The organism is uncultured Bacteroides sp., from assembly GCF_949298305.1.
Classification (GTDB): domain Bacteria; phylum Bacteroidota; class Bacteroidia; order Bacteroidales; family Bacteroidaceae; genus Bacteroides.
In genome coordinates this window covers 1-20,414 of sequence record NZ_CASFWU010000051.1, presented here as the reverse complement: position 1 = coordinate 20,414, position 20,414 = coordinate 1, and the positions used below count along the sequence as shown (strand labels likewise).

At 52.5% G+C, this 20,414-nt stretch carries 14 protein-coding genes and 1 pseudogene; all 15 read right to left on the bottom strand.

Annotated elements, in window-relative coordinates; genetic code table 11:
- Positions 1 to 109: 109 nt before the first annotated feature.
- Positions 110 to 535 (bottom strand): Holliday junction resolvase RuvX, encoded by a 426-nt coding sequence (gene ruvX, locus Q1Y74_RS08465; protein WP_300813817.1) that lies wholly within the window; start codon positions 533 to 535, stop codon positions 110 to 112.
- Positions 536 to 646: 111 nt separating this feature from the next.
- Positions 647 to 1,771, bottom strand: a pseudogene (locus Q1Y74_RS08460) (OmpA family protein).
- Positions 1,772 to 1,809: 38 nt separating this feature from the next.
- Entirely contained in the window at positions 1,810 to 3,273 is a 1,464-nt protein-coding gene (locus tag Q1Y74_RS08455; protein ID WP_300813816.1) for a DUF3869 domain-containing protein, read from the bottom strand.
- Positions 3,274 to 3,285: 12 nt separating this feature from the next.
- Positions 3,286 to 4,530 carry a hypothetical protein gene (locus Q1Y74_RS08450; RefSeq protein ID WP_300813815.1) on the bottom strand — a complete coding sequence of 415 codons (1,245 nt, stop codon included), beginning with the start codon at positions 4,528 to 4,530 and terminating at the stop codon, positions 3,286 to 3,288.
- 212 nt (positions 4,531 to 4,742) lie between these two features.
- A complete protein-coding gene (gene leuB / locus Q1Y74_RS08445) occupies positions 4,743 to 5,807 on the bottom strand; it encodes a 3-isopropylmalate dehydrogenase (protein WP_300813814.1) in 1,065 nt (354 codons plus the stop codon).
- 5 nt (positions 5,808 to 5,812) lie between these two features.
- Positions 5,813 to 6,052 carry a hypothetical protein gene (locus Q1Y74_RS08440; protein WP_300813812.1) on the bottom strand — a complete coding sequence of 80 codons (240 nt, stop codon included), beginning with the start codon at positions 6,050 to 6,052 and terminating at the stop codon, positions 5,813 to 5,815.
- Between the two features lie 187 nt (positions 6,053 to 6,239).
- Positions 6,240 to 7,757 (bottom strand): alpha-isopropylmalate synthase regulatory domain-containing protein, encoded by a 1,518-nt coding sequence (locus tag Q1Y74_RS08435; RefSeq protein WP_300813818.1) that lies wholly within the window; start codon positions 7,755 to 7,757, stop codon positions 6,240 to 6,242.
- A gap of 57 nt (positions 7,758 to 7,814) precedes the next feature.
- Positions 7,815 to 8,222, bottom strand: coding sequence for a GxxExxY protein (locus Q1Y74_RS08430; RefSeq protein ID WP_300813811.1), 408 nt, complete (start codon positions 8,220 to 8,222; stop codon positions 7,815 to 7,817).
- Positions 8,223 to 8,236: 14 nt separating this feature from the next.
- Positions 8,237 to 8,833, bottom strand: coding sequence for a 3-isopropylmalate dehydratase small subunit (gene leuD / locus Q1Y74_RS08425; RefSeq protein ID WP_300813810.1), 597 nt, complete (start codon positions 8,831 to 8,833; stop codon positions 8,237 to 8,239).
- 123 nt (positions 8,834 to 8,956) lie between these two features.
- Positions 8,957 to 10,351 carry a 3-isopropylmalate dehydratase large subunit gene (gene leuC, locus Q1Y74_RS08420; RefSeq protein WP_300813809.1) on the bottom strand — a complete coding sequence of 465 codons (1,395 nt, stop codon included), beginning with the start codon at positions 10,349 to 10,351 and terminating at the stop codon, positions 8,957 to 8,959.
- Between the two features lie 258 nt (positions 10,352 to 10,609).
- On the bottom strand, positions 10,610 to 12,106 hold the full coding sequence (locus Q1Y74_RS08415) for a 2-isopropylmalate synthase (RefSeq protein WP_300813808.1): 1,497 nt from the start codon (positions 12,104 to 12,106) through the stop codon (positions 10,610 to 10,612).
- A gap of 425 nt (positions 12,107 to 12,531) precedes the next feature.
- The gene (locus Q1Y74_RS08410; protein ID WP_300813807.1) at positions 12,532 to 13,503 is read right to left on the bottom strand and encodes a PorV/PorQ family protein; all 972 of its coding nucleotides are present in this window, start codon (positions 13,501 to 13,503) and stop codon (positions 12,532 to 12,534) included.
- An 11-nt stretch (positions 13,504 to 13,514) separates the two neighbouring features.
- Positions 13,515 to 16,424, bottom strand: a complete 2,910-nt coding sequence (locus Q1Y74_RS08405; RefSeq protein WP_300813806.1) for a S8 family serine peptidase — start codon at positions 16,422 to 16,424, stop codon at positions 13,515 to 13,517.
- Between the two features lie 202 nt (positions 16,425 to 16,626).
- Complete coding sequence (locus tag Q1Y74_RS08400) at positions 16,627 to 18,051, bottom strand: BACON domain-containing protein (protein WP_300813805.1); 1,425 nt, start codon at positions 18,049 to 18,051, stop codon at positions 16,627 to 16,629.
- 114 nt (positions 18,052 to 18,165) lie between these two features.
- On the bottom strand, positions 18,166 to 19,878 hold the full coding sequence (locus Q1Y74_RS08395) for a helix-turn-helix transcriptional regulator (RefSeq protein ID WP_300813804.1): 1,713 nt from the start codon (positions 19,876 to 19,878) through the stop codon (positions 18,166 to 18,168).
- Positions 19,879 to 20,414 lie beyond the last annotated feature (536 nt).

The window sequence follows — 20,414 nt, the reverse complement described above, 5'->3', positions numbered from 1 at the left end:
AATCATTTTCAAATCAAAAAATCAATGAACGCTTATATTTGATTTAAAATTAATCGTTTAACTACAGTGATGTAATTTTTATCGCACCACTAATAATTTAAAAATAAAACTAAAGTCCAGAATACTTTCTGTTTTCCAAATAAGACTGCAAGATAATTGTCGCACTGATTTCATCAACCAAAGCCTTGTCCTGCCTTGCCTTTTTACGCAAACCGGCTTCGAGCATAGCCCGATGAGCCAGCACGGAGGTAAAACGCTCGTCAACATATTCGACAGGCATCTCCGGAAGTCTCTTCTTCAAGGACCGGACAAAAGGCTCAATGTATTTCATACTCTCAGAAAGCTCATTGTTCATCTGTTTAGGAAGGCCTATCAAAATACGCTCAACCTGCTCTTTGGCTACATAGTCCAAAATAAAGGTCAACAATTGATGCGTCGGCACAGTACTCAAGCCATTGGCAATCAATTGCAAGGTATCGGTCACAGCCACTCCCGAGCGCTTCCGTCCATAATCTATCGCAATTATCCTACTCATAACGAGCGGCAAAATTACGATTATTATTTGATATCCCGACCATAATTAAACAATAAAAGGGTGTCTGATTTCTCAAACACCCTTTCATCAGTCAGGAATATATCAGTTCAATTATTCCAGGATTACTACACGGTTCAGATAGTTCTTACCGAACATGTTGTCAGTACCACCGAAGCCTACAAGTTCAAGCTGGTTGCCATCTACGCCTTCAGCAATCAAAGCATCGTAAACAGCCTGTGCACGCTTTTCAGACAACTTCTGGTTGAATGAAGAACTACCAGTAGCCTTATCTTACTTCTTGTCCGGATTAGCCTTCAGAATCTTGGCAGCCAACTGGATGTTAACCTTGCCGTAGTCATCAATCTTAGCGCTACCAATCTTGAAGAAGATAGCACGAGGACCGGCAACCTGAACTTCCTTAACAACTTCCTTCGTCTCAGCCTTTGCATTAGCCAAAGCGTTCTTCGTATTAGCCAAATCAGCCTGAGCCTGAGCCAATTCGCTTCTGTACTTGTTGATTTCATCGTTGATAGCATTCTGATCAACCTTAGCAGCAGTAGACACAAACTTCTTACCACCGAAGGTATAAGCAGCACCAATCGTCAAACGGCCAGTAGCTTCAGCCTTGCGGCAATCACTTGCATCACCAAAAATAGAAGGAGTAACACCTACACGGCCTTCAAGATTTACAGCCCATTTTTCAGTTACATTATAAGCCAAACCTAAACCAACCGTTGCACCAAAACGAGCTTTCACACCCTTTCTTTCGTAAGAATAGATTGTCTGGTTATTATTGTTACCATCAAAAACAATAGAAGTATTTACTCCTCTAGAAATATTCATGGTAGGACCACCAAAGAGATAGAAATCAATTTTACGGTCAGGATCATAAGCCGCAAAAAGGTTAATCAGATTTAACATAGCATCCAAATTTACCTCTCCAGCCTTTACACAATAAGCTGAATAGCCATTATCTTGCGCATCCAGGCTTTGCCATAACCCACCTACTTGACCACGTATTCCCCATACCGGAGTAAAATACTTACCAAGTGAGATATTGAAATTAAAAGTTGGCGTGTTCATTCCACCGTTGAAAACAGACATACCTCCGATGCCCACACCCACAAAAATATTATCCGTAGCCTTCTCGGTATAATATTTTTCTTTTTCTTGTGCGTTCACTGTCAAACATGCACCAGCAAGCAACAATGAAGCTATTATAAATTTACTTTTCATGTTCTCTCGATTTAAAAAATAACTTGACAAGACCTTAATTAATCAGGAATTACTATACCACCACCGGCATTACCACTACCATGACCATGACTGTGATCGTATCCATGTCCGTAGTGAGAAGGCGCACCATGTCCCGGAATCTGCAAATTTGTCTCAACCGTGAGTACTGATGTAGAATAGCCCTTCGTCGTCACAGTTGCAATTTTCTCATATTGAGAAGCACGTGTAGCAGTAGTAGTCATACGATAGAACTCATAATCAGTTGTCACAATCGTATATGTAACACTCGCTTTTGTCATAGAATGAGAATAAAGAGGAACCTGTACAACCGTTTTTGTTTCCTTATAAGTTTTACTCAAAGTAGAAACGAAATCTTCTATGAAACTCTGCTCATCATCACTAAGGCCTGTAATATCGTAATCACAGATTTCAGTACCCTCTTTAATGACATATGTTGCATCTATATTCCACCAGAAATCTGTCACATTTGTTTCCGCATCCTCAGATGTTGTAGACGTCGTTGTAACCTTAGTAACCGGAACAATCATAAAGCTGGGGTCATCTTCTCCTCCCGGTTCTTCTTCTTCTGCTACCAGAAGCAGTGTCGGAGTCAAAGTTACATATTGGCCAGCAGCCAAGGCAGGAACATTCACAGACACCGTTGAAGAAATGCCTTTATAAGTAGCAGTTACCTTAGAAGTCGTTCCTTCCAAGCTCGGTGTACCTTCAAACACACTAGCAGGATCATACTCAATTTCACAATCAGAAAGAGCAGTAACATCCAGCACTACATTATTAGTCAAATAAAGTACAATTGGCCGGATTTCTGCCTTTGCATTAATTACCTCACTCTTCTTTTGCAGAACAATAGTCGGAGACATGGTCGCAACTTGTCCAGCTAACAAAGAAGGAACATCCACCGTAATTGTTGCCGACTCACCTGCATAAGTAGCAGTTATCTTAGATGTTGTAGCCGCCAACTCCGGTTCTCCCTCAAACTTACCATCATTTGCAGGTTCAAATACGAGTTCAGCCTTGTCCGTAACATCAGTAGTAACCCCATCAGCAATATAAAGCACAGTAGGATTTACTTCAGCTTTTGCATTCACAGGTTCTTCAGGACCAGGAGCTGCTGCTTGCAAAATAATTGTTGTACTCAAAGTGAGATACTGACCGGCTTGCAAAGCAGGCACATTCACCTTAGCCTCGCCTTTTATACCTTTATAAGTAGCAGTAACTGTAATTACCTTTGCACTCAAACTAGGACTACCAGTAAAAATCGGTCCCTCTGGGTCATAAGTAATGTTAGCATCTCCTGTTACATTTGTAGTAGAATTAGCATCTACATAAAGCACTACCGGCCTAATTTCAGCCTGCGCATTAATCGGTTCAAAACTGACATTGAAATCCTCTTTCTCGCAAGAAGTAAGAGTTGTAGCTAAAGCTACCACGGCCAATGCGAACATAGCACCAATGCCGCTCAAGAATTTCATTTTTTTCATCTCAATAAATAATTAATAATTTAACAATTCAGACTTAATAAAATATGGATTAAAACTATTTTCTTTCATTATATTATCGCTCGCTTCCGCTTTATATTGTTTATAATACTCTTGCTCATTACCTGCATTATACATGAGGCCAAAGTTATTAGAAGGCATAATCCGTGGCCATTTTTTAATTCGTTTATATTTATAGGGCGGCAAAGCAACTTGAAAACGCCACCCGCCATTAATATTTACGTTCTTCGCCTTTACCGCATAGAATCCAATTGTGCAATAACGGAAATGACGCATCACCTCAAACTTCACGCCTACTTCTTTTAGCAAATACTGTTCCAATTTCAAATTAAACTGGGTATTATACAAAGGCCAATAAAAACTTCCTCCCATAGTCCATGTCAATGTCATAGTGGGATCATAATGAAACGTAAAGCCATCCCAATACCCCATTCCTGTAACCCCCAATCGGCCCAATAACGAAAAACGCTCATCCTTAAAACGATAAGTCAAATTCAAGTCAACGCCATATTGATAAGCATTAAAAAAACCCGCAGTTAATTTTCCAAAGATATTATATGGCAGTCGAAAACTTTGTGAAACCGTCACATGACCAGGATGAACTTTTTCTTCCAACACCCCATAACCATCGTTATAGACAGGAATCACAACTTGTCCTGTAAGTTTCATCCCTTTCCAAAAAGATACTTCCACCGCCGGACTTAAATCAAACAAGGCTTGGTAAATTTGAGTTATTATCATGTTTTTAAATGATAATTGGGGATACACCAACACATCAACCTTAAACAAAGAACTATTTTTTTTCTTCACTTTGCGTACAGCATTCCAAGAATCGCCCAAATCATAGCTAACATTCCAATCCCTACGCTCAACCTCCGGCACAGTATCACCTATTATCGGATGATAACAAAGAGAAATCTGAGGTATATTGTTATCCAGAACTATAATTCGACATACTTTCTTGTCTGGTAAGCCCATTTTCTGTATAACATCTACAGCCTTACCAATTCCGACCCCGTTTAAACGATAGGTCGAATTCTGCAACACGTACACACGTTCGTCAGCCTCGTCTGAACAAGCAACATTCTCAAAACCCATCTCCACTAAAGCATTTACAGCTGCCGATTCTGTTTGGCTCCATCCTTTTATAGGAAGCAAACAAAACAAAAAGAACACTGCGCTATGCATAATCAATTTTATAGCCAAATGCTTGTCTGTGCCAGAGTTTTTATTCCTCATTTTTGTTCATCTATCAGCGTATTTTTAACATCACAAAATATGTTGCAAAAATAGAGACATTTTTAATAATAGCAAAGTTTTAGGACGAAAAAACAAAAATATGTCATCTTTTTCTTTTTTTCGCTGTTCCGGCGGTGGGAAACACGCGGATGGAGTTCCCCACCAATACCGGACAGAAGTACCTCTCTACAAGCACCTTGGAAGGGACTGGATCAGGCCTGATTACGGATGTAATCCACCAGCCAAGTGCCAATTTCCTTCGTACCGTACCTGGCGCCGCCTTCCACCTGGATTTCGGGCGTACGGACATTGGCATCGAGCGAGGCATCGACGGCACGGCGGATGAGCGCGCCCTCTTCCTTCAGGTCAAAATACTCGAAAAGCATGGCTACGGAGAGGACTTGGGCCAGCGGATTGGCGATGTTCAGCCCCTTGGCCTGCGGCCACGAGCCGTGGATGGGCTCGAAGACCGGCGTGCTCTCGCCCGTGGAGGCCGAGGGGAGCAGGCCCATGGAGCCGCTGATGACGGAGCCTTCGTCGGTGAGGATGTCGCCAAAGGTGTTCTCGGTTACCATCACGTCGAAGAAACGGGGTTCCTGAATCATCTTCATGGCGGCGTTGTCCACAAACATGTAGTCGGTCGTCACCTCGGGATATTGCGGAGCCATCTCCTGGGCAATCTGGCGCCAGAGGCGGGAGGAAGCCAGCACGTTGGCCTTGTCCACCACCGTCAGGTGCTTGCGGCGCTTCATGGCGTACTCGAAACCGACGCGCAGGATGCGCTCCACCTCGGGACGGGTGTAGTAGTTCGTGTCCCACGCCTTGTCGTTGTCCTGATACTTCTCGCCGAAGTACATGCCGCCGGTCAGCTCGCGGATGCAGAGGAAGTCGGCGCCCTCCACCAGCTCGGCGCGCAGGGGCGACTTGTGGAGCAGGCACTTGAAGGTCTGCACCGGGCGGATGTTGGCAAAGAGTCCCAGCCGTTTGCGCATGGTCAGCAGTCCCTGCTCGGGGCGCACCTTGGCCGTAGGGTCGTTGTCAAACTTGGGGTCGCCCACGGCGGAGAAGAGGACGGCGTCGGCATTCTTGCATACCTGATACGTCTCTTCGGGGAAGGGGTCACCCACCTCGTCGATGGCGTGCGCGCCGCAGATGGCGTATTCATACGAGACCTTATGTCCGAACTTCTCACACACGGCGGTCATTACATCCACACCTACGGCGGATATTTCGGGGCCGATACCGTCACCGGCCAATACTGCTACTTTCAGTTCCATTTCGTTTATTCCTTATTCTTTAATAGTTCTTCTACCTTATCTTTATATCTCTTGTTCTTGAGGTGCCGGCGGTCGCCTGCAATGAAGCCGGCTGTCAACAGAGCCGTCACCACGAGGTTCACCAGCAGATTGCCGTCCTTCCATTCTTCATCGGGGCTTATCCAACGCAGGATGACGTTAACGGCCAACAGGAGTACGAAAACCAGCGCATAACGCTGCCAGGATTTCAATTTCAGTTTCTTCATATACCTTATTATACTATGCCTGCGGGAAGCCCTTCAATCCGCCTGCGGGAAAACCGATTGTCTGCCTGCGGGAAGACCGACTGTCTGCCTGCGGGAAAACCGACCGTCTGCCTGCAGGAAGACTAATCACCTGCCTGCCGGCGGGCAAAGTTACAAAACCGTCCGACATTCCATGCACAGAGGCACGTTAATTCTGTGCGTCGTATCCGTCTTCGATGAGGTTCAGCATCTTCATCGTAGCCTTGATGGCCGCTTCCGTCTGGTCGGCATCGAGGCCGCGCGTGCGGAACACCTTGTCGTCGAAGCTCCACGTGATGACCGTCTGCACGAAAGCGTCCGTGCGCCCGCCGGGCGGGATGCTGACGGCGTAGTTGGTCAGCATGGGGAAACGGCGTCCCAGCGTGCCCTTGTACACCTTGCGCAGGGCGCGGACGAAAGCGTCGTACTGACCGTCGCCGCTGCTGTTCTCCTCGTACTCCTTGCCGTTGATTTCCACCTTGATGGTGGCCATCGGCTTCAGCCCGTGCGCCAGGTTGACGATGTAGCTCTTCAGCTTGACACGCTCGGTGCGGACGTCGTGCTTGAGGACGTCGGAGACGATGTAAGGCAGGTCCTCCTGCGTGACAAGTTCCTTCTTGTCGCCCAGTTCGATGATGCGCTCGGTGACCTTGCGCATGGCCTCTTCGTCCAACTGCAATCCCAGGTCCTCCAGGTTCTTGCGGATGTTGGCCTTGCCGGAGTTCTTGCCCAGGGCATACTCGCGGCGACGGCCGAAGCGTTCGGGCAGGAGGTCGTTGTAGTAGAGGTTGCGCTTGTTGTCGCCATCGGCATGCACGCCCGCCACCTGCGTGAAGACGTTCTCGCCGACGATGGGCTTGTTGGCCGGGATGGCAATGCCAGAGTAGGATTCCACCACGCGGCTCACTTCGTTCAGACGGCTCTCGTCGATGCCCGTCACGGCGTTGAAGTGGTCCTTCAGGATGGCCTGCACACTGGCCAGCGGTGCGTTGCCCGCCCGCTCGCCCAGGCCGTTGATGGTGGTATGCAGTCCGCGGCAACCACTGAGCACGGCGGCCAGCACGTTGGACACGGCCAGGTCGTAGTCGTTGTGGGCGTGGAAGTCGAAGTGAGCCTGCGGATAGCGCTTCTTCATCTTGCGCATGTACTCGATGACCTGCAGGGGGTTGAGGATGCCCAGCGTGTCGGGCAGCATGAAGCGGCGGATGCCGACAGATGCCAGGGCATCCATCAGCTGGAACACGTAGTCGGGCGAGTCCTTCATGCCGTTGCTCCAGTCCTCAAGGTAGACGTTGACCTCCATGTCGAGTCCTTCGGCATAGTCCACCACGGCCCGTATGTCGGCGATGTGCTCCTCGGGCGTCTTCTTCAGCTGGTAGGTGCAGTGCTTCAGCGAGCCCTTGCACAGCAGGTTGATGACGCGGCAACCCGTGGCGTGTATCCAGTCCACCGAGGCATGTCCGTCTACAAAGCCCAGCACCTCCACGCGCTGCAGCAGGCCGCGGCGGGCAGCCCAGTCGCATATCATGCGCACGGCGTCGGCCTCGCCGTCGGACACGCGGGCGGAAGCTACCTCCACGCGGTCCACCTTCAGCTCCTCAAGCAGCAGACGGGCTATCATCAGCTTCTCGTGGGGCACGAACGACACGCCGCTGGTCTGTTCGCCGTCGCGCAGCGTGGTGTCCATGATTTCTATTTTCGGATGGTTCATAGTTCTTGTTTTTTAAACCACAGATTACACAGATTAAACAGATTTACACAGATTGCTTTTACGGTCATTGGTAAAGATACGCCGGCACACTTGGGGGCGCAGTCCGAAATTCAGAAGCAAACCGACCTCAATCTCCGTTGAACGCAGATAATTGATAAGCTGGGCCTCATGTTCGGGACAAAGCGCTTCGACGGTTTTCAATTCAAGAATGATACGGTCGTTCACAATGATATCGGGAAAATAGTCACCCACTTTGCACCCTTTAAAATAGACCTCAATGTGTCTTTGCGCTTCACAGCGGAATCCCCGTCTTATCAGTTCCTGATATAAAGCATTCTGATAGACTTTCTCCAGGAAGCCATATCCCAACGCATTATACACTTCGTAGAAAGCAGCTATAATCCGGTTGGTTTCTTCCTTATATATATAATCTGTGCCCATCTGTCACGTCTGTGTCATCTGTGGTTATCCTCCCATGCTTCAATTTTCCCCTTATTCTCCACCAGGAAGTCGATGTCGTCCAGGCCGTTCATGAGGCAATGTTTCTTGTAGGCGTTGATTTCGAAGGTTTCGGTGCGGCCCGTGGCCTTGTTGGTCACCGTCTGGGCGGGCAGGTTCACCTCCACTTCGGTCTTGGGGTCAGCGGCGATGCTGGCAAACAGCTCTTGCAGGAAGTCTTCGCTCACCACCACGGGCAGGACGAAGTTGTTCAGCTCGTTGTTCTTGTGGATGTCTGCAAAGAAGCTGGAGATGACCACGCGGAAGCCGTAGCCGGCGATGGCCCAGGCAGCGTGTTCGCGGCTGGAGCCCGAACCGAAGTTCTTGCCGGCCACGAGGATGCAGCCGCCGTAGGTGGGGTCGTTCAGCACGAAGTCGCGGTTCAGTGTGCCGTCGGCGTTGTAGCGCCAGTCGCGGAAGAGGTTGTCGCCGAAGAAACTCTCCTCGCGGGTAGTCGCCTTGAGGAAACGGGCGGGGATAATCTGGTCGGTATCCACGTTCTCCAGCGGAAGGGGAACGCAGGTGGAGGTTATGATGTTGAATTTCTGTTTCATTGTCATTCGGTAGTTTATGGGTTATCGATTGACCACAGATGACACGGATGAAACAGATAACCACAGATTATAAAAGAATCTGTGCAAATCTGTCCTGTCTGTGTCATCTGTGGCTGCAAAACATTACAGCAACTCGCGCGGATCGGTAATCACTCCCGTCACGGCGGCTGCGGCGGCAGTCAGCGGACTGGCCAGCAGCGTGCGCGAGCCGGGTCCCTGGCGTCCCTCGAAGTTGCGGTTCGAAGTAGATACGGCATACTTGCCCGCGGGCACCTTGTCGTCGTTCATCGCCAGGCAGGCCGAGCAGCCCGGCTGGCGGATTTCGAAGCCCGCCTCGGCCAGCACTTTGTCCAGGCCCTCTTCGCGTATCTGCGCATCGACCATCCACGAGCCGGGCACCAGCCACGCCACCACATGGGGCGCCTTCTTGCGGCCCCGGGCAATGGAGGCAAAGGCACGGAAGTCCTCGATGCGGCCGTTGGTGCAGGCACCCAGGAAGACATAGTCCACGGGCTTGCCCAGCAGCGACTCGCCCGGCTCAAATCCCATGTAGCCCAGCGACTTGCGGAACGAAGCCTGCGCCGCCTCGCCCATGCCCTCGGTGGTGGGAATGTGGGCGGTGATGCCCATGCCCATGCCGGGGTTGGTGCCGTAGGTCAGCATCGGCTCGATGTCGGCAGCGTCGAAGCGCACTTCCTTGTCGAACACGGCATCAGCGTCGCTCTTCAGCGTCTGCCAGTAGGCCACGGCCTTGTCCCATTCGTCGCCCTCCGGCGCATACTCTCTACCTTTTATATACTCAAATGTCACTTCATCAGGAGCAACCATGCCGCCGCGTGCGCCCATCTCGATGGAGAGGTTGCACAGCGTCAGTCGGCCTTCCATCGTCAGGCTGCGCACGGCCTCGCCGGCATATTCCACGAAGTAGCCCGTGGCGCCGCTGGTGGTCATGCGGGACATCATGTAGAGAGCCAGGTCTTTGGCCGTCACCCCCTTGCCCAGGCGACCGTCCACGGTGATGCGCATCGTCTTGGGCCGCGTCTGGAGGATGCACTGCGAGGCCAACACCATTTCCACCTCACTGGTACCGATGCCGAAGGCTACGGCACCCATGGCTCCGTGGGTCGAGGTGTGCGAATCGCCGCACACGATGGTCATGCCCGGCAGCGTCAGTCCGCGTTCGGGGCCCACCACATGGATGATACCGTTCTTGGGGTTCATCATGCCGAAGTGTGTCAGGCCGAATTCCTCGGCGTTGCGGGCCAGGGTATCTACCTGCGTGCGCGACACGGGGTCCTCGATGGGCTTGTCCTGGTCGTGCGTCGGCGTGTTGTGATCGGGCATGCAGAATATCTTTTCGGGACGGAAGCAGCGGAGGCCGCGTGCGCGGAGTCCCTCGAAAGCCTGCGGACTGGTCACCTCGTGGCAGTAGAGGCGGTCAATGTAAAGTTGCGTAGGGCCGTCCTCCACCTTCTGCACCACGTGGGCGTCCCAGATTTTATCAAACAGTGTATTCATCTTCTTATGTTTATATGTAAAGTAAATTCTTAATTCCGGCACTCCTCCGGCAGGCATCGGCAGGCGCGGCCGCAACCACCTGTCAATAAAGGCATTACGCCTCACCCAAACCGACCTGTATTTTCAGGTAGTCTCACCTATATCCTGAGGTACCCTCACCTATATCCCGAGGTACCCTCTCCTATATCCTGAGGCAGGCTAAGTCGTATGGCGGGACGGAGTGCGGTCGTTTCTGTATCAGATTATTACCATTCCGGCTTACAGCTTGAACTTGTTGATACAGTCGATGTAGGCCTCGACGGACGCGGCAATGATGTCGGTGTTGGCGCCGAAACCGTAGTAGATGTGGTTGTCGTACTCCACCTGCATGTGCACCTTGCCCATGTCGTCGCTGCCCTTGCTGATGGCCTGGATGGTGAACTCCTTCAGCGTCATGTGGCGGTCGATAATCTTCTTCAGTGCCTTGATGGCGGCGTCTACCGGTCCGTTGCCGCTGGCGGCGGCTTCGAACTTCTCGCCCGAAATGTTCAGCCCGAGGCTGGCAACGGAGCGTACACCCACGCCACTGGTCACCTGGAGATACTCCAGCTTGATGCGGTGGTTCTGCGTGCGGTCGGCACCGGCCAGCACGAGGATGTCGTCGTCGTTGATGTCCTTCTTCTTGTCGGCCAGCTTGAGGAACTCTTCGTAGACCTTGTCGAGCTTCTCCTGTTCGAGCTTCACGCCCAGCACCGCCAGCCGGTTCTTCAGTGCGGCCCGTCCGCTGCGTGCGGTGAGCACGATGGAGTTGTCGTCGATGCCCACGTCGTGCGGGTCGATGATTTCGTAGGTCTGCACGTTCTTCAGCACGCCGTCCTGGTGAATGCCGGACGAGTGGGCAAAGGCGTTGCGGCCCACGATGGCCTTGTTGGGCTGCACGGGCATGTTCATCAGGCTGGACACCATGCGGCTCGTGGGGTATATCTTCTGCGTGTTGATATTCGTTTCGATGTCTATGTCCTTGTGACACTTGATGATCATGGCAATCTCTTCCAAAGAGGTGTTGCCGGCCCGCTCGCCAATGCCGTTGATGGTCACCTCCACCTGCCGCGCTCCGTTCAGCACGCCCGCCATGGTGTTGGCCGTGGCCATGCCCAGGTCGTTGTGGCAGTGGGTGGAGATAATGGCGTTGTGGATGCCGTCCACGTGTTCCATCAGGTATTTGATTTTGTCGCCATATTCCGACGGCAGGCAGTAGCCCGTCGTGTCGGGGATGTTCACCACCGTGGCGCCCGCCTTGATGACCGCCTCGATGACCCGGGCCAGGTATTCGTTCTCCGTGCGTCCCGCATCTTCGGCGTAGAACTCCACGTCGTCCACAAAGCGGCGCGCATACTTCACGGCCGCCACTGCGCGCTCGATGATTTCCTCCCGATTGGAGTTGAACTTATACTTGATGTGCGAGTCCGAAGTGCCGATGCCCGTATGGATGCGCTTGTGCTTGGCATAGCGCAAGGCATCGGCTGCCACGTCGATATCCTTCTGCACGGCACGCGTCAGGGCACAGATGGTAGGCCATGTCACTGCCTTTGAAATCTCAATCACCGAATTGAAGTCGCCCGGGCTCGATATGGGAAATCCCGCTTCTATGACATCCACGCCCAGAAGCTCCAACTGCTTGGCCACCTGAATCTTTTCCACCGTGTTCAACTGGCACCCCGGTACCTGCTCGCCGTCGCGAAGCGTAGTGTCGAAAACAAATAATCTGTCACTCATTTTGTTTATTGTATTTATAAGTTATGTACAACGAAAAAGCCTTTCACACCGGGAAGTGAGAAAGGCTTCATATATCATCCAACCTGCATATAGTCAAGCACGACACTCACTTCCACTATCTTTATTTAGCAGAATAATAATGCCGCACAGCAGAATATATGTAGAGTTCTGTATCATCTTTGCTTTCTGTTTTACTTTAAAACGCTGCAAAGGTATGGATAATTTCGTACCAAGCAAACAAATCAGTTACTTTTTTCAGCATAAAAGCAACATTTCATAACCTATTGGCAGCAAATTCCGGTAATATGACAGCAAAAAGCGTGTGTACCCGCCGGCACACACGCTTCAAGGCCCCTCCCCTATCCGGCATCCGCCCTGCGGGAGCGGCGCCGTCCTGCACCGGAGGGGCTCCGGGCATCGTCCGTTCAGAAAAGCACGCTCAGCCCGATGGCATACGTGTCTTTGTAAGGGCTCTCCTTCCTGGCCAGCAGGTAGCTGAAGTCCAGTTGCACGCGGGACAGCAGGAGCACTCCGGCTCCCACCGTGGCATAGCTGTTCAGCCGGCTGTACTGGCCGGAGTAGGCATAGCCGCAACGCACGAACAGGAAGTCGCGGTAGCCGTACTCACCTCCTACCGAGGCCCTCAACCCCGGTTCGTCCAGACAGCGGTAGTTGGCTTCCGCGCCTAAGTTTAGTTGATGGTTCTTTGCAAGGGGTCTGTGCCACATCGCACCTGCCGCCAGGATGCCGGGCAGGCGATAGTCGCCTTCATCGGCAATGACTGCCCCCCATCCTGCCGCTTTGAGCGCCACGTCCAGGTAGGCGCCTTCGGACTTGAGCGGCAGGCGGTAGGTTGCCCCCAGGTCCAGCCCCACGGCGTTGGCACTGCCGTTTATCCCCGGATTCCAGTGCGCATAGTTGAGCACGGCCGACACGCCCCATGACGAAGACAGCCGGCGGGCATATCCGGCATGGACGGACATATACTTCGGCTTCAGCCTGTCGCCGGCTACGTTGCCCTCGGCATCCGTCGGAAACAGGTCGTTCCCGCCCGGAGCGAAGTAACAGATGCCCAGCAACAGCTTGTTGTCCGCAGAGAGCGAATAGCCGGCAGCGGCACTGACAAGCAGATTGTTGCGGTCCATGTCCCGCGTCCCCTGAAGGGCCCACGGGCTGTACAGGATGCCGGCTTCCACTTTCCGGTCGGAGAAGGCCGCGGCCGACGCGTTTTCGTAGACGGAGAAAGCGTTGGAGCCGACGGCTGCCGTAAGGCCGCCCATGGCGATGCTGCGGGGGCTACGGTTCAGCTCCGAAGTGGCAAAGATGCCTTGGGCGTGAAGGGCGGTAGCGCCCGACAGGCACCCGGCAAGGCAGAGGGTATAGATGAATCTTCTCATATTCGTATGTTTTATTGCTTGATGATGTTTCCTTTATAGCGTGTTCCCCGGTCGCTGACCTCGACGATGTAGCTGCCCGACCTCAAGGAAGACACATCCAGACGTGCGGTGCGGCCTTGCGAGAAGTCGGCATCCGCTTCCCAGGCCAGCGACCCCGTAGAGCTGAAAATCCTTGCCTGTGCCTTCGCGTCCACCTGGACGTTCATGCGGATGTTCAGCACGTCGCTTACCGGATTGGGATAGAGCGTTAGGGCGGAGGCAGACGGCGCGGAGCCTACGGTTACGTTGAACGACGTCTTGACGCTTTCTCCCCCCATGTCCCGGGCCTGTACGCTGACGGTGGTCAGTCCGTTCTGCCGGCCCTTCAGGGTCAGGATGCCCTGGTTCACAGTGGCCGTGGCGGCTGTTCCCTGGGTGGTACACAGGTATTGCAGGGTCTCGGCATTGGCATCGGTGAAGTATTCGTCAAGGTCCACGGTGGCTTCCTGCCCTACACTCTGTATACTCAGGTCCGGCAGCTGCCGGCTGAGCACCGGAGCCACGTTGGCCACTACCTTGAACGGCATCCTGACTTCGGTCTGTGCGCCGCGCATGTCGGTCACACACAGGGTCACGACGGAGCTGCCCACAAAGCCTTTGCTCTTGTCGCAGGTCAACGTCACCTTGGCGCCCTGTCGCATCAGGCTCCAGGTACCGGTGTCATCGTTCAAGGTGGCCTCCCACTCCCTGTCATCCTCGTCCGTCACGTTGAATGTCAGGCTATAGCCCTGCCAGTACTGTATCACAATCTCCGCAGGCAGCTCTCCTTCGGGAACCACCGTGGGCGGTATGTTGGGTTCGGGTTGGGTGGTCAGCTTCTCCGAGTTGGTGATGGGAGAGACTTGCCGCCAGCTGTCCACGCCCACAATGGCAATGTAGTATGTCATGTTGGGGCGCAGGGCGGTGGCTGTCCACGTAGCCTCATCCCCTACGTTCAGTCCGGAGGTGTTGACCAGTTCCGGTCCCAGATACTTAGCGCTGGATATCTCGTGGCGGTCGTTGTACTCAACGGGCACCGAACCGATGTACGCCTTGTACAATGGCAAGGCATTGCCCTCGCAATCGGCAGTCACCTTCCACTTCACCGTCAGCGTGTTGTGCGTCGATTCCACCAACTCGATGTTTTCCACTGCGGCAGGAGCCGTGTGTGAAGGGGGCACTCCCATCAGCCGGTCCACATTGTCCAGCGCCTTCGAGGCATCCACCAGGCCGGTACCCATCAGTCCCTTGAAGCTTTCCATGTTCAGCTTGAAGATGTATCCGGTGGTGTTCCCCTTGTCCTCCTTGATACCGTTGAAGTATTCGTCGATGGGGTTCGTCGCCTCCAGCAGTATGTCCTTCAGCTCCGTGGCCGTGAGGATGCGTCCCTTTTGGTAGGCATACGATACGGCCAAAGCCGCTACGCCCGACACGTGGGGGCAGGCCATAGAGGTGCCGGACATGAATGCGAATACGTATTCATCCGGCGTGTTGCCTACACAGGTGCTGATGATGCCGCCCAATCCCATGTCGCTGGGCATGAAGGTCATGTCGCCTCCGGGGGCAGACACGTCTATCCACTTGCCGTGACCGGTGCTGTATGCGGGGTTGTAATCGGAGCCGATATTGGCCACGCTGATAAAGTCGGGACAAGCTGCCGGCCAGAAGGGGTTGGTGCCGTAGATGTGTCCGTAGTTGCCGGCGGCAAAGATGGCCACACCGCCGTCCATGGGACCGGTCACGTTGCCTTCCTCGTCCTTGCCGGCATAGTCTATGAAGTATTGGAATGCTTCGCGCTCGGCGGCGTAGTTCTCGTCGGGGCTGTCCATCCAGTTCACACTGCTGTCGTAGCCCCAACTGTTTTGGCAGATGACCGCCCCATTGTCTGTGGCATACTTCACTGCCTCTGCTGCCGCAAAGGGATTGCCGGAACCGCGTGCGTCGGAGATGCAGCACGACATGATGCGCACACCTTCGCCCTGGTCGCCACCGCCGGCCACACCGGCCACGCCCAGGTTGTTGTTGCGCACGGCGGCTATGGTGCCGGCCACGTGGGTGCCATGCTGTCCGGGCACTATCTCGGTGCCGATGCCGCTGAAGTTGCTGCCGTAGATGTCATCGACGTAACCGTTGTTGTCATCGTCTACGCCCGGCTCGCCATAGAGTTCGGCCTCGTTGATCCACATGTTGGCTGCCAGGTCGGGATGGCTGGCCTGCACGCCTTCATCGAGGACGGCCACTATCACATGAGGGTCTCCCGTACAGCGCTCCCAGGCATCGGCCACGTTGATGTCCGCACCGGCCTTGGCGCCCTCCATGAGGGTGCCGTCGTTGCGCAGCGACCATTGCATGTATGAGTAGGTGTCGTTGGAGATGGGTTCCTGTGTGTCGTTGGCACGGGTTGCCAACTCGCCCTCGCGCAGAATCACCGTTTTGTAGTCATCGTTGATCACTAAGGGGAGGGCAAACTGTATCACGGACAGTTCGGACATGTCCTTTAACTTGTTTTCAATCTGCTTGGGCGTGATGGATGAATTGAATTCAACCTTGTACCAACGGTGCAGGCCGGCACGGCGCGTACGTTCCTCGAACTTGTTTGCCGGAAACAGGCGCCGGATGCTGATGCCCTCTACCTCGTCGAGGAAACGGTCGAACCGGCTCACTCCCGAACGGGTGGACACACACAGCCCTTGCGCGTTCTCCATCGTGCTTTCCACTTGCTCAATAACGTCTTCCTGGAACTTGACGAGCACGATGTTGGACAGTGCGTCGGGCGAGGAATTCACTATTGCCGGTCCGTTTCCTTCCGCCTGGATATGGGAGATGTCGGCTACCGGATTTTCATCCATGCAGGCTGTCAGACACAACAGTCCGCATGCGACCATGGCTATTTTGTAGTTCATAAGTTGGGTGCTAAAGGGATAGATGTTTACTGTTGAAGGAATTTTAAAAAGAGGATGTGCCACGACTCACTCCACAGGCCACCCGGATTGGTGCAGAGTTGCCCGAAGCCTGGACGACCAAGCCGGTAAATCTGCGGGAATCCGGATGACCGGTGGCAGCTGTCTGTGCTGGCACATCCTCCAATGTCAGGTTATGGCCGGGTTACTGCTGAATCTCCATCTCTATCAGCGTACCTTCATGGACTACGTTGATGTTGTGTCCATTATCGTCTACAGCCTCGATGGTGAATGAGTAGGCATCACCTTCCAGATGTTTCACCGTGATTGTACCGGTCATCATGGGGGCAAACTTGATGCCATCCTCGCCAATCAGTTCCCAGAAGCAGCCGCTGTTGCTGAAGAACGGGTCGTAGCAACCTTCCGTAGCCGTGTTGGGCTGTGAGTTCATGACATCCTGGGGCACAATCTTATAGGTGTGTTCGGGCAATTTGTCGGTACCTTCGCTGGAGGCCGTGTAGAGCTGCAGTGCCACGCGGTGGCCTGTACCGCCCAGGCTTCCGTCGGGCAGAGCTTCCAGATTCTTGTCTATCAGCTGGAGATTCCATACGTTAACGTCCGCATAGTAGTCGGGGAAGCAGTCTACAATCAAGGCTTGTCCGAACGTGCCGTTGGGAAGGGTCAGGTCCTCGGTCAGGTCGCTGTAGTAAGGAGGAGTACCCAGGTTGCTGAACTTCAGGTCACCTTCGTATTCATAAACCACGTTGGTACCGTCTTTAAATATCAGGTCAATGTGCAGTGTGTAGTTGGATGTGCCGTCATAGGTCAGTTCAATTTGTCCGTCGGTAATCTCGGTATAGACGGATTCGGAACCACCATTCTCATTGATGACATAATCTTGGATGAAGGAACCGTCCGGCCACGGGTTACCCTGAACATAGCTGCTGACGGCAAACGTCATGGGAGCAATCTGGCTGAGGTCCTTGCAGGCTGCATAAGTACCCGACTTGATAATGGGGTTGAAGAAGTCTTCCGTATGTTCGTTATACAAGTTCAGAGCGATGCGACGGCCGCTAGTGAGGCTGCCTGTCCAGTATCCGCTTTTGCCGAATGTCTCATGAGTGAGTTCCACATCCGATTCTTCCGTATAGAGTTCGATCAGATAAGTGTCGTTACCATTCGAATTGATGGGGAAATTGGGAGTATAGTAGGAAATCATACCCACATCTTTTTTCAGTCGGATGGCCTCAGGCTTCTGAGGTTGGCCGGCGCTTTGTTTAACGGTAACGTAAACTTCCTGCACATTGCTTTCCGAGTTGGTTGGCATGATGACAATGCGGCAGGTACGCTCGGCAGTTTCAAAGTTGTCAGCCGCCTTTACTACAATCTGTGAGGCGCCCGATTCAATCGTAAGCCAGTCAGCAGCCATATCTTCCTTGATAGCCGACCATGTCACGTTCTCGCTTTCCACCAGGATAGTCTGTGCCTCGGCTGCGGTTGCCGCAAACGTAAGCTCGCTGGGAGAAGCCTTCAATGAATAGGTCAGCGCTGTAGTGTCATCATCGTCACTACAAGAAGTAAAAGTCATAGCCACAAGGGCCATTGTCCAGAATAATACTTTTGTTTTCATGATAATTTATTTTTAGCGTTCAATCGCAAAATTAAAAGCTTATCATGAAGAATGTACGTCCAGCCACTATCCACTTTCTACAAATTGTAATATATGGATAAGATAGCTTATATTCTAATTCTCAGCACACTTCAGACGGGCCTCTTCCCTCCATGTTTGGGGCGTCTTCCCGGTGGTTGCCTGGAACAGTTTATAGAAAGTAGTAGGCGATTTGAACCCCACATTCACCAGGATGGCCTTGAGCGGAGTATCGTTTTCGGAGTCGGACAACAGCTCTATGGCTTCTTGAATGCGGTAAGAGTTGATGTAGTAAATGAACGACAGCCCGGTCTGCTGCTTGATGGCTGCGGAGAGATAGGTACGGTTGGTATGGATCAGCTCGGCTGCCTTCTCCAGAGTCAGTCCGGCTTCCCGGTAAATACGCTCTTCCTTCATCTTTCTGTCAATTTCCCGGAACAGCGTGTTCGCGCCGTCCGCCTTGCGGGGAGCGGCAACCGATTGCCCGGCAGAGGGAGACTGTACCTGCTCGGTCTGCTTCTGTTCAGCCAGCGTGTCCGAATAGAGTTTGAACAAAGTGATGTATGAGGCACGTTTCTGGAAATACAGCACCGTCAGAAAGACGGAAACCACAACCAACAGCAGGGTAGCCGAAAATATAATGCTGAATCTTCTGTTCTGCCGGGCTATGAGTATCTCATTCTGGGCAATGATTTTTTCCTTGACGGCTGTTTCGTATTTTATCCTCAGCTCAGTGATGTCCTTCTTCTGCCGCTGGCGCGTCACGCTGTCTGTCTCGCTAATGTACTTGTCCATGTAGTGAACAGCCTCGGCATAGCGTCCTTGCCTGCGGTAGAGTTCGTACAGCCCGGAGTAAAAGCCCTTTCTGTTCCAGTCGGTCTGCACGGAATCGGCCAACGACAGGCCTTCCAGATAGACCCTTTCGGCATCCTTGGCATGATGAATGTCGCTGAGGAACTGGGCGTACGACAGATAGACCAGCAAAGTGGAAGACGATACATGCCGACTTGACTGCTTGAGGGCTTTCTCGTAATAATATGCAGCACGGTCGTCCATCCCGATTTCGTGAAACGTCTTAGCATAGTCTGCATATACGGTAGAAGCGTCCAGGTATCCCTCCGGCATATTGGCAATGGCAGTTTCCATGTATGATTTGGCCCGGGCATGGTCGCCCAGATAGTCGAAACGCCGGGCACAGATCTGCGCCGCATTGAATATCATCTTGCCGTCTTTCAGTTCCAGCGCCTTGGCATATAGTTCTTCAGCTCCCTCATAAGCAAAGCTTTCCTGCAACATGGTGTTTAATATAATGTAATTCAGCCCGAATATAACACTCTGCCGGGTATCCCTGCGCCGTTCGGCCAGGTCCAAAGCCTCTGCCGCATGCGTCAGGGCCTTGTGATAATCAATCTGGTCATACACATGATACAGCACCATGGCATTGGAGTAAGTATAGAACCCTTCGATATAAAGCATCGATTCACGTTCGTCGGGCGCAAGGTCCGAGTGGACAATGACCGTTGCACTGTCCAAATACTCCTTGGCCTTCTCCGGCCAGTCAGTCTTGATATAGCTTTGCGCGGCATGCGCCCGACAAAACAAGTGCAGAGCAGGATTCTTTTGTGCAGAAGAAGTGCGCAACACTTCGTTCGAATAGTCTATGACGCCCTGAAAGTCGGCCAACATAGACAGCCTATTCATCTTGTCGATAATTTCATCCTGCGCCCGGAGAAACAGGCTGCAGGCAGAAGCATGCAACAGCAGCAAGGCCAAAATCAGTTTCCGTATGATAGAGCCTATCTGTATCATGGTTTCACAAATTCAATCATCCATATTAGTTTCCGAAATAAACTCCTATTGGCAGTGAATGACTTAGGCCGGCAAATCAATGCATGTGCAACAATCAATGTCAGCCGACATTCCTCAACGCCCACTCAAGCATACGCCCGCATCCACCCGCCATTCTTCACCTCACCACCCATCAATTCCTATCCCCCACTCCCCAATCCATCATCCCAAAACTATCTGCAACGAAATAGTTTCATCGGGACAAAGATAGAGAAAGGTGAACGCAAAGGCAAATGGGAAACACAGTTTTTTAAAATTGCCCAATCCCGTACCGCATTCTATCTCACTCTAAATCAGAAATGCAATTATTAAAGCCCCCCCAGGAGGTTTACGGAGAGAATAGTTCCCCCGTGATTGGCATCATTACCATGATTTCGGATGGTTGCGGGACATAAACAAAAAAGGCGACCGAGGCATACACAAAAAGAAGCCCCGCCGACCTCCCTTTCAGGAAGCGGCGGGGCTCTCGAAGACGGCGACGACCTACTCTCCCACTG

Excerpts from the sequence above, each read along its gene's own strand:
- ruvX (WP_300813817.1), bottom strand. The coding sequence starts at position 535 with ATGAGTAGGATAATTGCGATAGATTATGGACGGAAGCGCTCGGGAGTG.
- leuD (WP_300813810.1), bottom strand. The coding sequence starts at position 8,833 with ATGAAACAGAAATTCAACATCATAACCTCCACCTGCGTTCCCCTTCCG.
- Q1Y74_RS08455 (WP_300813816.1), bottom strand. The coding sequence starts at position 3,273 with ATGAAAAAAATGAAATTCTTGAGCGGCATTGGTGCTATGTTCGCATTG.
- Q1Y74_RS08430 (WP_300813811.1), bottom strand. The coding sequence starts at position 8,222 with ATGGGCACAGATTATATATATAAGGAAGAAACCAACCGGATTATAGCT.
- Q1Y74_RS08405 (WP_300813806.1), bottom strand. The coding sequence starts at position 16,424 with ATGAACTACAAAATAGCCATGGTCGCATGCGGACTGTTGTGTCTGACA.
- Q1Y74_RS08395 (WP_300813804.1), bottom strand. The coding sequence starts at position 19,878 with ATGATACAGATAGGCTCTATCATACGGAAACTGATTTTGGCCTTGCTG.
- Q1Y74_RS08415 (WP_300813808.1), bottom strand. The coding sequence starts at position 12,106 with ATGAGTGACAGATTATTTGTTTTCGACACTACGCTTCGCGACGGCGAG.
- leuC (WP_300813809.1), bottom strand. The coding sequence starts at position 10,351 with ATGAATACACTGTTTGATAAAATCTGGGACGCCCACGTGGTGCAGAAG.
- leuB (WP_300813814.1), bottom strand. The coding sequence starts at position 5,807 with ATGGAACTGAAAGTAGCAGTATTGGCCGGTGACGGTATCGGCCCCGAA.
- Q1Y74_RS08410 (WP_300813807.1), bottom strand. The coding sequence starts at position 13,503 with ATGAGAAGATTCATCTATACCCTCTGCCTTGCCGGGTGCCTGTCGGGC.
- Q1Y74_RS08400 (WP_300813805.1), bottom strand. The coding sequence starts at position 18,051 with ATGAAAACAAAAGTATTATTCTGGACAATGGCCCTTGTGGCTATGACT.
- Q1Y74_RS08435 (WP_300813818.1), bottom strand. The coding sequence starts at position 7,757 with ATGGACACCACGCTGCGCGACGGCGAACAGACCAGCGGCGTGTCGTTC.
- Q1Y74_RS08440 (WP_300813812.1), bottom strand. The coding sequence starts at position 6,052 with ATGAAGAAACTGAAATTGAAATCCTGGCAGCGTTATGCGCTGGTTTTC.
- Q1Y74_RS08450 (WP_300813815.1), bottom strand. The coding sequence starts at position 4,530 with ATGAGGAATAAAAACTCTGGCACAGACAAGCATTTGGCTATAAAATTG.